Origin of the sequence: Legionella sp. D16C41 (assembly GCF_048541585.1) — a bacterium.
GTDB lineage: Bacteria > Pseudomonadota > Gammaproteobacteria > Legionellales > Legionellaceae > Legionella_C.
In genome coordinates, this window is sequence record NZ_CP183303.1 from 421,811 (window position 1) to 435,000 (window position 13,190).

Below are 13,190 nucleotides of genomic sequence, written 5' to 3' on the forward strand. Positions count from 1 at the left end.
ATACTAATTAATATTTGCTAGTAGTTATGATATTTCAGTCGAAAGCCTTGAGAAAAGGTTAATAACATTAAAACTCTATACTCTAATTTCTTTTAAAGTTTCTATAATTTTTTCTTGCCTTTTTACTAACCTTAATTTGATAAAATAATAGATTCCAGGTAAAACAAATAAAGTAAAGAAGGTTCCAAACAATAAACCGCCAATCAAAATAATACCAATAGCATGTCGAGATTCAGCGCCAGCTGCGTGTGATAAGATTAAAGGAATTGCACCAAAAATCATGGCACCAGTTGTCATTAAAATTGGCCTAAAGCGTAACATACAGGCTTGATAAATTGCCTCTTTTAATGCTAAGCCTTGTAAATATAATTGATTTGTAAATTCAACAATTAAGATTCCATGTTTACTAATTAAACCAATCAGCGTTATCAAGCCTACCTGCGAATAGATATTAAGAGATTGACCGAATAACCAAGCGAATAATAAGGCCCCCGAACTAGCTAAAGGGACTGTAAACAAAATAATTAAAGGATCAATAAAATTTTCAAATTGAATGGCTAAAATGGCATATATAAATATTATTGCAAGCAATAGTAAATATAACATGGCATGTGATGTTTCGTTATATGTTTTTGCAATTCCAGTCCAAGTTAATTTATATCGTTCTGGTAATTCTTGTTTAGCAATGCTCCAAAGTTTTGTCATTGCTGGCGCAATAGATTGTCCTTTATGCAGACTGACGTGTAAAGTTGTAGAGCGCATCTGTTTAAAGTGCTCCAGTGTTGCTGGCTGGGCTTTAGTAGACATTTTAGTAATAGCCCCTAATGAGACACGCTTGCCCGTTGGTGTTGTAAGATACAACTCATCTAAAGCCCAAGGTGAATGTGCCCCTTGAATTGTCAAATTATAACTAATACTATCTTTTTGAAATTTAATCGATTGATCACCACTGAAAAATACTTCAATCGTTTTAGCAATTTGAGCCGCAGATAAACCAAGTTTAGCTATAGCATTATTATCAAGATCAATTTGATAGCCTAGCGAGTCTAGGCGTAAATCATAAGAAGACGATTCAAAGTATTTACTACTATCTAAGTATTTTTTTAATTTTTCTAGAGAGGCAAATAATTGACGATAACTATCAGGAGTGGAAATAACTAAAGTAAGTTCTGAACCACTACCAGCATTATCATTGCCTGGTAAGCCTGTATCCCAACTCCATACCATAGGATCAATAGAAGGAAATTGACTAAATTTAGGTTTTAATTCTGATCTAATTTGTTCTGCAGAGCGATGGCGCTCAGCATGTTGCTTCAAAGGAAGAATAACACTAGCGCCCCAATCACCAATAAAAGTTAATTTATTACTTGCTTCCGAAAGAGAGTTTGTTTTTTGCTCTATACTATTAACTTTCTTATCTAAATCATCAATGGCCTCTCCGGCAACTGGCGGTACATATACGCCAATTAATCCCCTATCCTCACGAGGTGCAGTCTCACTGGGTAATAAATTGTAAAAAACAACAGAGCAAATTATAAATAAACAGGCAGCTAGTACGGAGAGATAATTTCTTTTTAAAAACCAATTTAATAGAGAAGTATATTTTTGTCCTAAATGAGTGAGAAAAGTATCAATTTGCGGTAGCCAATGATTATTATTTTTCTTAATTAATTTTGCGCACATTAAAGGGGTAAGAGTAAGCGCTACAATTCCTGAAATAATAACGCTGCCTGCTAGAGCTACTGCAAATTCAATAAAGAGTTGACCTAACAAACCTTCAATAAAAGCAATCGGCATGTAAACGCTAGCAAGCGTAAAGGTCATGGCAATAATAGCAAACCCAATTTCTTGCGCGCCTTTTAAGGCGGCCTGGATAGGCTCTAAGCCTTCTTCAATGTGACGCCAAATATTTTCTAAGGCGATAATGGCATCGTCCACCACAAGCCCGATTGCTAAAACCATTGCTAATAACGTCATTAAATTAATAGAAAAACCAAATAATTTTAAAAAAATTAATGAGCCTAATAAGGATATAGGAATAGTAATTAAGGGAATAATAGTTGCTCTTAAGTTGCGCAGAAAAAGAAATACGATAATTAATACCAGTATGATAGCTTCAACAATTGAAGATTTAATATTGTGTAAAGAAGCCCGGATAAAATCTGATTGATCAATAATTATTTTTGTATTCATACCAGGAGGTAAGCTAGCTTGGATAGCTTTTAATTCTTGTCGCACTAATCGGGACACTTCAATAGGGTTAGCATCATTAGCACGAGTAAGGGAAAGAACTAGGCCACTATGTCCATTAACACGAACACGCATCTTGCGTGTATCCGTAGCTAATTTTATTTCGGCAATTGATTTTAATAAAATAGGATGCTGCTTAGAAGTTTTAATTAATAGATTTTCATAATCCTTAATGGTTTTTAATTCAGAATTTAATGTGCTGGGTACCCGATTTTGAAAATTACCCGCTGGTAAAGAGATACGGCTACTATTAAGTGCATTAAGAACTTCATCAACATTCACGCCAAATAAGAATAATTTTTTGGGGTCAAGGGTAATTTCATAAGTATAAGGTTGGCCCCACACATCAACTGCAGCAACACCTGGTATACTACGAAAGGCGTTTTTTAAACGTAAATGGGCAAAATGAGTAAGTTGGCCAAAATCTAGAGAGGTAGAATCAAGGGCAATCCCAATAAAGGGTAAACCATTTGCTTTTACTTTACGTTCAACTAGAGGGGCTTTAACTTCAGGCGGAAGTAAGGCTTTAGCTAAATTGACTGCATCTTGTGTGGTATTATAAGCTTTATCCATAGGGATATTACTACGAAAAGTTAGCGTGATAAGTGCATAACCTCCATTGGATTCAGAGGTAATTGTTTCTAAACCCTCAATGCCTGCAAGGCGATCTTCTAATACATTCGTAACGGCATTTTCTACTAAGTCAGGGCTTGCGCTAGGATAATTAGCGGTAACAGTAATAGTTGGAAAGCTAATATTAGGGTACTCTCGAATGGCAAGATTTTGTAAGCAAAGTAATCCGACAACAATAATTAAACAATTAAAAATAATTGCGGTAACCGGATGCTTAATAAAATAGCTAGTTATTTTCATTTTAATAAATTACTCTTTCTTGCACCAAAAACTTGTATTTGGCACAACACACGAAAATCATCTTTCAAAATACTTACTTAGAATGCTAAAACTTCGCTTGTTAGGATAATTTTATCTAAACTGTACGCAAATCTTACCGTTCATTAAGAGACAAGATAGCTTGCCTGAGCTATCAATCTTCATGTTACTCAAGCCCGATAAATTGCAACTTGCAAACCTGGATACAAGCGTTCTTGACCTTTAATTACCAGTTGCTGACCAAATTTTAAACCAGAGGTAACTTCTATCTGCGATTTATTCTTAATGCCGGTCGTTATAGGAACTAATTCAATAACATTATCTTTAACAATATAGACATGAGGTTTACTGTTACGCAGGAAAATGGCTTGTTCAGGTATAACAATAGTATCTTTCCTCTTTTGTAAAACTAATTCAACCTCGGTGCTTGTGCCAATTAGGCAATCCTTACATGAAATAATGACATCAGCAGGGCACATATGCGTATCTTCATCAATCATTTTTTGTAAGTGTGAGAGCTTATAAAATTTGTTAAAAACACGTACTAATTGACCTTCATGAAAAACAGATAAGTTGGTACAAGGTATATCAAAATCGACTACTAAGGTAGTGGGATCATAAACTGTGACAATAGCATCACCGCTACTTACCTGACTACCTTCTTTCTTCTTATAAGCGCCTATAATGCCATCAAATGGTGCATAAAAACGTAGTGTGTCTAACTCAATCTTAGCTTTAGTTAATTCCTTTTGGGTATCTAGCCAAGTATTTTTCCTTTCTTCTACTTCTTTAGAGCTAACAAATCCTGTTTTTAAAAGGCTAAGCAGGCGTTCATATTGGGTTTTAGCGATGGCTTCTGTGCCTTGTGATAATTGTAAGTTATTTTCAATATCTGCATTATCAATCTTAGCTATTAACTCGCCTTTTTTAACTTTTTGACCTGTAGGAATTAACGCATCAAGCGTGCCACTATTTTTGGCAACTAAGACAGTTAAATGCTTAGGATGGATAGTACCTAGAATATGTACGGTTTCTTCTATCTCTGCTTGTTTGAGAATCTTGGTTTCAACAAGTTTGGGCTTATCTGTACTTACAGTCGCAGTTTTTTTTAAAAAACTAACATAGATTAAAGCTGTAGCTGTTATAAAAAGAACAAAGGATATTAGCCATTTTTTTTTATAAATTGTCATGGTTTACTCAATATTTGAATAAGGATTTGGTCCTTCTTTTAAGGTAAAAACTTGGGCCGTAAAAAGATATCCACCATTACGGATAGTTTTAATTAATGCAGGTTTTTTAGTGTCTGTTTCAATTTTCTGCCTTAGTCGACTTATTTGTACATCAATCCGCCGATCAAAAGGACTTAGATCGTTACTTTTAGTAATTTGTGACAAAAATTCTCTGCCTAGAATTTGTTGAGGTTGACGGACAAAAGCTAATAATAAGTCATATTCTCCGGCACTTAACTGTAGTTCTTGCTGATTACTATCAAAAACTTGCCGCGAAGCAGGGTATAATCGCCAATTATCAAATATTAAAACGTCTCTTTCTTGATCTTGTTCTTTTAAAGAGCGTTGAACCCGCCTACTTATTGCTCCAATTCTGGCATGAAGCTCACGAGCTAATATAGGTTTTACTAAAAAATCATCAGCGCCTTCTTCTAGCATTCTAACGCACAGGGTTTCATCCTTATCATCATTAAGAACAATGATAGGAACCGCCCATTGATAAAATACATTAATCGTTGATAATTTTATTTCAGAAAGCAACTTAGTATGAATCAAAAAAGCTGTAGGGATTTCCGTAATAGTATTTAAATCTGGAACTGTATTATAATGCAAAATTTGGTAATCATATTTATCAAAATATTCGTCAATTTGAATATCTTTTGGGGCATCGTCAATAATTATGATGTATTTTCGATGCGATAACATTTAAAATTCTCCAGTAAGTAATATAAAATTAAAATACATTTTTTATGGTAAAATTTTATTTTTTTAAAAAAAATTCTAGCTAAATTACCATTAAATAAGTTTAGCTACAAATATTTAATGGTAAATTGTAATTTCTTATACAAAATTTGCCTAAATAATGATTATTTTTAGCATAGTATTCGTCTATATCTCTAAATTAAAATAATAACTAATCTCTTAGTAACTTTCTGGCATTGACATGTAAGAAGAAAGAGAATTAATTTGTATTTTGTCTTTATTATAAACTAACTGTGCAAATAATTTAAAACTTAAATAACGACTAATCTAAGCGTTTCTGCCTTTTAAGTATAAATGACTATAATTTAAAGACATACCAATTAGATAAAGTATATAGTTATTCCATTGCATGATGTAATTAATATAGAAGTACTGCTCTAAGCTAGCTAAAGAGAATATTTACTTAAGTGAAATAGTAGAGTATGCCCAGTTTAAATAGTTATTAAATTGTCTAGCTAGTCCGACTTCCATTATAAATGCTTGGAGGATAAGGATGAAGAACGATAAACAAGTACTTTTTCCCGGGTTGTTTGATGAAGTTTATCAGGCTAAAGCATTTATTAAGTATGATATTAAACAAACAGAGGTTCGCTTTCAAAAAGAAGTCATGCAGGGTTGGCAAAATAGTCCATCACAGCGGCAGTCCGCTTTAGAATTTTCTACGGCTTTAATTAAATTATACAGAGAGCTATTAGGTATTCTTAATGCAGATAATCAAATTAAAATAACTAGCTTATCTTTTCAATATGAAAATAATTTAGTTAGCTGTTATATTAAAATCCAGCAAGTTAAGCAAAAATTAATGGGGATTTTATTACTAAAAACAGAAATAGAACTGGTTGCAGAATTAGTATTTTTTTATCAAAATTTAAAATCATTATTAAGTATACCTACTAAGGCTCTAAAGCCAGTTGAATCATCTAAAAATATCTTTTTAAAAAAGTTAATTCAGGTCGTTACTACCGAAGAATGGTTGTTAGCACTCGTTAAATTTGCTAATGAAACAGGTAATAATATTGACTATTATCAAGAGCAATTAAGTAGTTTAAGTACGGACGATTTATTAATTATTGATAAAAAATTGATGGCGCAAGATTTTATTGCTCTGCATAACAGTATTTTCTTTTTTAAAATTAATCCTAATGAATTGTATCCACAAACTATTCATCCTGAGAAATTAATTTCTGTAAAAACGAGGTTAAAATTTTTGTATCATTTTATCGAATTGTTACAGTATTTTTCTAGCCAATTGTTAAAGCAACGCGGGTTAAGAGATAAGCATGATTATTTATTTCATGGGGAGGAAATTCCTGCAGGTATAAATATACAAATAAAGAGTGAACATAAGGATTTAATTAGACAAGCTATTAAAACATGGCGGTTAAATCATTTAAACTTATTTAGTGAATCAGTTCCAGAGCAGCTAAGTGAGATATTTCGAGCTTATAAATTTTGGTTTAATCCTATTAGCCTTATTGATTCTATAATGAACTTTTATACTAAAGCGAATACTACTAAAACACTGGCTGGTAGTAAGGGGTTGTTTTTAAATCAATTAAATATGCTCTATCAGCAGCTAACTACTACAGATTGTCTAAATTTATATGGTTATTTTTCTAATAAAGATACCAATTACCTGATGCGTACTTTATTAGCGAGTTATCAAGGTTATAAAATTTTACCTAGAACTTTATTACCAGCAGAAAAAGAGGCTGTATTAACTGTTTATACAGTTTTAAATTTAGTTATGAATACCTTACGTGAAGAGCTTAAAAATAGACATATTGTTACCGATCCTTATGATCATGATATTAAAACTAAAACTTTAACGCCAGGGCGCCGTAATTTACAGGCTCTACAGCGTGTCCTTGATATTTATTGTGAGCCTTCTACAGTCCAAATGACTAATCTTGAGCAGTTGTTTGCAAAATTAGAGGAATAGTTTTATAGCATCACCCACTAAGCTTTATACTTCGTTGCAAGCTCTTTCGGCTCAGTCATGTATTTCTGCGTACACTCCTTCGCCTTCTTTACTTGCGCCCTGTCTAAAACTTAGTGGGTGATGCTATAGATACTTACTGTTTACTTAAGGAAAATGATAGATCTAGGCTAGCAAAAAGTTAGTGCTACAGAATTTTTAGCACTGTAAAGCACTATTAAATTATAATAATGAAAGCTAAGTTAATATTATCCTTGCTTACTAGGGCTTGGTAAATCAGTGACTTTCGCTTTACCTTTTACTAGGTTATCAGCAAGCCCCGGCTCTTTTTTAAAAAGACCAAGTTTATGGTAATAGTTAGTTCTAAGAGTTAACCCATGTACCTCACTAGCTATGTTTTTAAGTTGCTTAGTAGTTGGAAACTTTTTGCGGTCTTGAATGACATAATTGAATTTTTTAGATGTTTGTATATTGGCTGATTCCTGGGTAATGATCTTTTCCATTATAGTTGCCATCTCAGCCTGAGTTTTTAATACATTACCTTTATAATTTTTACCTTTAAAGTTAACCGTTTGAGCTGGGTTTTCCTTATCTGAAGTAGGTAGCGATACTGTTTCAACATGGTGTACAATGATTTCTTTAAGAAAAGGTTTTATACATACAGCATTTTTTATTGCCTCACAAAAACTTGGCCGCTCTGTCCATACGCCACCACCAAGGGCGCAAGAAATAGCTAGCGCTTCGTCATTGCCCATACGAGCCATGAGGCTTTCTGTTTCTAGCTTAGTGCAATGCGCTTCTATAATTTTAATTAACTCTGAAGATAAGCTCGCCGTACTTGGTTTAACCATATAAATTTGCTGAGCAGCTTTGGGATGTTCTGCAAAATAACCCATCCAAGGTGCCCAAATACCTTCAAAGCCACTATTTTTGCCAGATGATTTGTAAAATGGGTAGATAACGCCTGAATTTCCTTGTACGACCGTAAGGTTACGGGCGGCCGTTTCATAGATCGTTATCATTGAGTTTTGGCTGCTAAAGTTATGCATAAAACCTCCATCCATATGAGGTTAATTAAACTTTTACTAACAATTTGCAAAGACAACTATTCTTAATTATAGCAATAAGTGCTTAGAATTTTATTTGCTAAAGCGATCGCTTGATATTACTACCTTTAAAAACTATTTAAGTGGATAGGCTGTAAATCGTTAATTAAGGGGGCGGACTTGGCAATACATAAGGATATTTACTTAAATCTTTGCGATAAAATTGAAGAAGCTCTGATAACATTTCCTGAGCTGGGGAAGATTTAGCAAAATCACTGCTTAAATTGTCAGACCAATAACCTGTATCTAATTGTAAAATAACACTTATATAATGATTATCATCAGGGTATAAAGCCAAAACCCAATTATTTTTAATAATACCGTAGAGTTTCATAGCATTTATAGTAGTAAACTTATCTTTTCGAATTTCAAGATGAGTTGTTTCCGGATTAACTTGGAAAAGTTTTCTGACATATTCAATCACCTTAGCTGGTGTTGGTGCGAGATTGGGTAACATACCGCTTTCAAGCATTATTGCTCTGTTTTCTGGTAGTGGTTGGTTACCTAAAATAGTATTTAATAAAGAAATTCCATCTGGTTTTTCTGCTAAGTTAAACTTAAAAAAGGCAGCAATTGTTGGTGCAATATCAATTAAAGCAATACGAGTGGAAACTATTTTAGGATAAGTGAGTAGCTTATCTTGCTTAAAAATTTTAAATCCAAGCACACAATGATACTGATCAGGGCTTAGTAAATCGGTTCCATGTCCAGAACTTTTCTCAAGTTCGGTATCTGTTTTATTATTAATGTATTTAATAAATTGATTATAACCCTGCCCACGATAGAGCTTAAGATCAGTCTGCCGACTACCTTGTTTATATAAAACTTCACCATGGTCACTTAACAAAATAATAAAACTATTAGTTAATGCACCACTTTGAGCGAGGTATGTTAGTAGCTTACCTACCTGTTGATCGGCTTGTTGAATAGCTGCATCATATAGCTCTTCACGATTATTGATATTAAATTCATCTTGGACTTGAGCAGGTGATGAAGTTGCCCAAGCATATGGCCAGTGAGGCAGGGTAAAATGTACGGCTAAAAACAGTGGCTGTTGACTATTTTCATCAGCTAGAGCATGTTCTAATTCTAAGTCAAAGGTACTAGGATAATAGGAAAAATGCCCAGCTCGATTGGCATAGTTATAAGGAAATAGCCATCGGGTGAATCGTAAATTAATAAGTAAATTGCTTAAAGGTGTGTCATAAAATGACCCTAGTAAGGTTTCATTAACACCAATGCGCGGACCAATAATTTTATCAAAGCCAAACTCATTACCTAAATTATTAAATCGACGGTCATCAGTAGCGAAATAAGTCCTATAGCCTTTTTCATGTAATTTCCATGCAAAACTAGCTTTAAAATCGATTTCATCCGCAGGATATAAGTTTTCTCGGGCGTGATGATGCAATGGATAAAGCCCAGTTAATATAGTAGTCCATGCAGCGTAAGTGCGACCAAGTGGGCTAATTGTTTCGGTAAAATGAACACTCTCTTGAAGAAACTTATATAAATTAGGCATAGTTTGGCTATTAACTTGATTAGGGCTTAACGAGTCAACGCCAATGATAATAAGGTTAGGCTTACTACTATCTAAATTAGTTTTGCCAGGCTTTAATTGTGGAAAAATAATAATGGCAGTTATTAGTATGATAAGGACAAGCGAGGCAGGCCGTTTATAAATCAATTGAATGATGGCAATTAAAGCAAGAATAGCAAGAATGCTGAGACTAATTAGCATTAATCCATTTAAAAGAGTTACTGAAAATCCTGGCAGGAAGATGCGGCTGAATTTACTGAGCGGAAAGAAATAACAGTTAAGGGTAATTAAAGCAATAATGGTTACGGTGTAAATAAAAATTTGCCAATTTTCAATTATTTTTTTATTAAAAGTAAATTGAGCAATACTCCACAATATTCCTGTCTGTAAACATGACAAGATACCATAAAGAAGAAGCTGAATAAAAACAGCTGCTAATAATTCAATATAAACACCAATAGGTAAGGGCATTGCTTGAATAAAACTACTGCCATTGCTGAAAACAAAAAGTAGCTGAAGAAAAACGAAAACTAGGTTATAGATAAGAAATTCAATTAAATACCTTTTAAATTGAAATGGATGATTATTCACGATTAGTTGTAATCGTTGAGTTTAAATGCCAATTATACACATAACCATCGATACTATTAATATGTTTAAGCTGGTTGCATAAGGGCTCTTTCGCAAATTGTTTCAAATGTTTAAGGATATCTTGTTTACTTCCACCAAAATCTTCAGAAAACCATTCATAAAGCTTTGATACAATTAAAGCGCCTTCTATTACCTGAACTCCGCGCAAAGAGTTAATATATTCAAAAGCAGCTGAGTTTAATTGCTTATCTATTAAGTTACCTTGGTAAGCCTGTTTGCTTAAATTGGCTGCACCAATTGAACCATTATTAATAGCATACAATATACGCGGATCATTCCATATAGGGCGTAGAATTCGATTTTGAATATCATCAAGTGATAAAGCAACTTTGTTTATAGTAACTAGTTTTGCTCCCCAAGGGCCTACACTAAATAAACCAGGCGAAATATTAATTTCTTCAATGCTACTTACAGGATAATAACTTGCAACCGTTTGAACAGTTACTGCATTATAAAGATTAATCCAATAAGCTAGTTGCTCATTACGGTTATAGTTACTAATGTCAATTTGACTGAGTTGATTAATGTAATTTTTAAGTAAATTTAAGTCGGCTTCGTTTAAGTGAGAGTAGTCAACTAAATTAATTCCTTCGCCATTAGTTATAACTCTTTTATCAAGAAAATTTTGCCAATCCTGATGCGAAATAGTTGTTGTTGATAACGGATCAAAGACTTGCCACATACTCCATAAATTTTTAGTAGTTGCAAAAGCTATATTGGCTACAAACAATAATACCAGTGCTAAAGTGGTATTACGATAAGGATAAGATTTACTCATGTAACTCAGCACGATTACGTAGAGCGCTACTAATTGTTATTCCATCTAGAAACTCTAACTCTCCTCCAGACGGGATACCATGCGCTAGTTGACTAACTTTGATAGAATGAGGACGCAGTAATTCACAAATAAAATGCGTAGTTGTCTGACCTTCAATAGAAGGGCTTAAAGCTAAAATAACCTCTTTAATACCTTCAGATAAAATTAAGTGTTGTAGGTGTGGTAAACCAATTTCATCCGGTCCAATACCATCTAATGGCGATATTTTTCCCATTAAAACAAAGTATCCACCTTTAAATGCGTTACTTTGTTCGATAGCTATTACATCAGCTGGATTTTCAACTATACAAAGGATAGAAAAGTCACGCTCTTTATCTTGACAAAGCGTACATAGTTCATACTCTGTATAATTATTACAACGTTGGCAATGCTTAATAGCTTCCATAGCATACTGTAGACAAGCTGCAAGGTGTAATCCTCGCTGTCGTTGCCGCTGTAATAAATGATAGGCCATTCGTTGCGCTGACCGAGGTCCTATGCCAGGCAGGCAGCGCAGCGCAGTAATAAGCTGATTTAATGAATCCATCTGCTATTAATTACCTTCTTCACCCTGCATAAAATCAGTAGGAATATTGAGACCGGCTGTAAGTTGACTAATTTTTTCTTTCGAAGCTTTTTCAACTTTACGTACAGCATCATTAAATGCTGCAGCAACTAAATCTTCAATTAATTCTAAATCTTCTTCAGCTAAAGAAGGTTTAATACTGACTTTTAATACATCATGGCGACCATTCATCTCGACAACTACCATACCGCTACCAGCTTCACCACGAACCTGGAGCTTACTAAGCTGCTCTTGCGCTTCTTGCATGCGCTGCTGCATTTTTTGCGCTTCTTTCATTAAATTTGCTAAATTTTGATTCATATCCATGTATAAAACCTCACAGTTATGGTTATTTAAATAATTATAATTGATCTTAACGTGGTTCAATAGAATTTTTGACTAATTCTGCTGAAAATTCTTGCTTTAAGCGCTGTAAAAAGGAATCTTGTTCTAAATTTAGCGCGGCTTCTTGTAAATTCTGTGCATGAGCGGCGCTTTTTTGCTGCGCTGGCGATGCTTGTACTTCATTAAAATCAAAACTAAGTTTAATTCTTTGCTGATAATAATTAGATAAAGCTTGTTCAATACGTTCTGTTATATTAGGAGTAAAAAGTGAACGGTGACCCTTATCAACGCGTAATTTAATCTCTCCAGCTGATTTACTAAGTAGCTCTGCATTTTCAGTAGCTGTTTGTGCTAAACCTGTTAATTGCAGTTTTTTAAGTATCATACTCCAATTTTCAGTTAATGTAGAGGATGCTATTGGTGTAGGGGAATCTATAGTCTTGTTAACTAATGGCTTAGTTTCTTCTAAGTTAATTGCAACTTCTGCAGTTTTTTGTGCTTGAGTTTCTTGTGGTTGATTACTAGCCAAGGGCGGAAAAGTTATACTTTGTTCACTTTTATTGTTACGTTCATAAGTCAAAACAGGTGTAGGCAATGTTTCAGCAGGTTTAAAAGTAAACATACGCAATATAGCCATTTCAAAACCAATTGCTAGAGTAGGTGCTAGATGAATTTCTTCCGTACTTTTAAGACCAATTTGATAGAATAGTTGTACATCTTCTGGTTTAAATTTTACTGCAAGGGCTTTGAGCTCAGCAGAATAATTATTTAAAGTATTATTAGGCGGTAAATGCTGGATAATGGTTATAGTATGTAAATAAGTTAGCAGTTCATCGAGAACAAAATTAAATTGCCCGCCTTCCTTAGCAATTTGCTGGCTAATTTGAATTAATTGTACAGCGTTTACGTCGGCAAGCGCTTGTAAAATTTGGAGTGCATAATCTTGTTGTGTATAACCTAAAATAGCTCTAACTTCTTCAGCCGTTAATGTAGTAGAGCTGGCTAAAGCCTGATCTAACAAGCTTAAAGCATCTCTCATACTTCCTTGCGCTGCTTTTGCTAAGAGTTGGAGCGCTTCTTCTTCAAAAGAAAAGT

The 13,190-nt window shown here is 33.8% G+C and carries 10 protein-coding genes (1 of these 10 cut by a window edge); 1 reads left to right on the top strand and 9 read right to left on the bottom strand.

The window, feature by feature from the left end; all coding sequences use genetic code 11:
• Nucleotides 1-75 precede the first annotated feature (75 nt).
• From ACNVED_RS01965 to ACNVED_RS01975, 3 genes are all read right to left on the bottom strand, one after another.
• On the bottom strand, nucleotides 76-3,123 hold the full coding sequence (locus ACNVED_RS01965) for an efflux RND transporter permease subunit (RefSeq protein ID WP_419420086.1): 3,048 nt from the start codon (nucleotides 3,121-3,123) through the stop codon (nucleotides 76-78).
• A gap of 188 nt (nucleotides 3,124-3,311) precedes the next feature.
• Nucleotides 3,312-4,331 (bottom strand): efflux RND transporter periplasmic adaptor subunit, encoded by a 1,020-nt coding sequence (locus ACNVED_RS01970; protein WP_419420087.1) that lies wholly within the window; start codon nucleotides 4,329-4,331, stop codon nucleotides 3,312-3,314.
• A gap of 3 nt (nucleotides 4,332-4,334) precedes the next feature.
• Nucleotides 4,335-5,075 (bottom strand): winged helix-turn-helix domain-containing protein, encoded by a 741-nt coding sequence (locus tag ACNVED_RS01975; RefSeq protein ID WP_419420088.1) that lies wholly within the window; start codon nucleotides 5,073-5,075, stop codon nucleotides 4,335-4,337.
• Nucleotides 5,076-5,625: 550 nt separating this feature from the next.
• On the opposite strand from ACNVED_RS01975, the gene ACNVED_RS01980 reads away from it, so the two are divergent.
• Nucleotides 5,626-7,074 carry a hypothetical protein gene (locus ACNVED_RS01980; protein ID WP_419420089.1) on the top strand — a complete coding sequence of 483 codons (1,449 nt, stop codon included), beginning with the start codon at nucleotides 5,626-5,628 and terminating at the stop codon, nucleotides 7,072-7,074.
• A gap of 245 nt (nucleotides 7,075-7,319) precedes the next feature.
• On the opposite strand, the gene ACNVED_RS01985 is transcribed toward ACNVED_RS01980, so the two are convergent.
• The 6 genes from ACNVED_RS01985 to dnaX all read right to left on the bottom strand — a co-directional run.
• Nucleotides 7,320-8,120, bottom strand: coding sequence for a hypothetical protein (locus ACNVED_RS01985; protein ID WP_419420090.1), 801 nt, complete (start codon nucleotides 8,118-8,120; stop codon nucleotides 7,320-7,322).
• 163 nt (nucleotides 8,121-8,283) lie between these two features.
• Nucleotides 8,284-10,308, bottom strand: a complete 2,025-nt coding sequence (locus ACNVED_RS01990) for a sulfatase-like hydrolase/transferase (protein WP_419420091.1) — start codon at nucleotides 10,306-10,308, stop codon at nucleotides 8,284-8,286.
• Nucleotides 10,301-11,146 carry a DUF547 domain-containing protein gene (locus ACNVED_RS01995; RefSeq protein ID WP_419420092.1) on the bottom strand — a complete coding sequence of 282 codons (846 nt, stop codon included), beginning with the start codon at nucleotides 11,144-11,146 and terminating at the stop codon, nucleotides 10,301-10,303. Before ACNVED_RS01995 ends, ACNVED_RS01990 begins: the two co-directional genes overlap by 8 nt.
• Nucleotides 11,139-11,732, bottom strand: a complete 594-nt coding sequence (recR, locus tag ACNVED_RS02000) for a recombination mediator RecR (protein ID WP_419420093.1) — start codon at nucleotides 11,730-11,732, stop codon at nucleotides 11,139-11,141. The genes ACNVED_RS01995 and recR overlap by 8 nt, the downstream gene beginning before the upstream one ends.
• Before the next feature lie 6 nt (nucleotides 11,733-11,738).
• Nucleotides 11,739-12,077, bottom strand: a complete 339-nt coding sequence (locus tag ACNVED_RS02005) for a YbaB/EbfC family nucleoid-associated protein (protein WP_419420094.1) — start codon at nucleotides 12,075-12,077, stop codon at nucleotides 11,739-11,741.
• Nucleotides 12,078-12,123: 46 nt separating this feature from the next.
• Nucleotides 12,124-13,190: the 3' portion of a DNA polymerase III subunit gamma/tau gene (dnaX, locus tag ACNVED_RS02010; RefSeq protein WP_419420095.1), read on the bottom strand. It continues 583 nt past the right edge of the window; only the last 1,067 of its 1,650 coding nucleotides appear in the window; its start codon lies off the right edge, out of view; it ends in the stop codon at nucleotides 12,124-12,126.

Excerpts from the sequence above, each read along its gene's own strand:
- ACNVED_RS01965 (WP_419420086.1), bottom strand. The coding sequence starts at position 3,123 with ATGAAAATAACTAGCTATTTTATTAAGCATCCGGTTACCGCAATTATT.
- ACNVED_RS01970 (WP_419420087.1), bottom strand. The coding sequence starts at position 4,331 with ATGACAATTTATAAAAAAAAATGGCTAATATCCTTTGTTCTTTTTATA.
- ACNVED_RS01975 (WP_419420088.1), bottom strand. The coding sequence starts at position 5,075 with ATGTTATCGCATCGAAAATACATCATAATTATTGACGATGCCCCAAAA.
- ACNVED_RS01980 (WP_419420089.1), top strand. The coding sequence starts at position 5,626 with ATGAAGAACGATAAACAAGTACTTTTTCCCGGGTTGTTTGATGAAGTT.
- ACNVED_RS01985 (WP_419420090.1), bottom strand. The coding sequence starts at position 8,120 with ATGCATAACTTTAGCAGCCAAAACTCAATGATAACGATCTATGAAACG.
- ACNVED_RS01995 (WP_419420092.1), bottom strand. The coding sequence starts at position 11,146 with ATGAGTAAATCTTATCCTTATCGTAATACCACTTTAGCACTGGTATTA.
- recR (WP_419420093.1), bottom strand. The coding sequence starts at position 11,732 with ATGGATTCATTAAATCAGCTTATTACTGCGCTGCGCTGCCTGCCTGGC.
- ACNVED_RS02005 (WP_419420094.1), bottom strand. The coding sequence starts at position 12,077 with ATGGATATGAATCAAAATTTAGCAAATTTAATGAAAGAAGCGCAAAAA.